Annotated in this window: 1 protein-coding gene; it reads left to right on the forward strand. The window is 60.5% G+C overall.

What is annotated here, in order from left to right; all coding sequences use genetic code 11:
- On the forward strand, positions 1-375 hold a 375-nt coding region (locus RR842_RS10130; protein WP_332729670.1), incomplete at both ends, for a (Fe-S)-binding protein.

Consider the following 375-nt stretch of genomic DNA (forward strand, 5'->3'; position numbering starts at 1 on the left):
GCGAATGCGGCCATATGTGGCGCGTGGTGAACCAGTACATGGGAACATGGAACGAACCAGCCGATTTCCTGGAGCAGCCCGTCTCGCCCGTCACGGGAACCGTTTTCGAGAACGCCGCCTCCACAAAGATGGTGCACATCGCCGAGTTCACGGCCGACCTGCTGTACCACGACAAGCTGAAGCTCGATAAGAGCCGCAACGACCATTTGACGGTGACGTTCCACGACTCGTGCAACACGGCGCGAGGTATGGGCATCCTGGAGGAGCCGCGCTACATCATCAACAAGGTGTGCAACAACTTCTACGAGATGCCCGAGGACACCATCCGCGAGAAGACGCTATGCTGCGGAGCCGGCGCGGGTCTGAACGCCGGCG

The sequence above is a fragment of the Gordonibacter sp. genome (assembly GCF_036667095.1).
Classification (GTDB): domain Bacteria; phylum Actinomycetota; class Coriobacteriia; order Coriobacteriales; family Eggerthellaceae; genus Gordonibacter.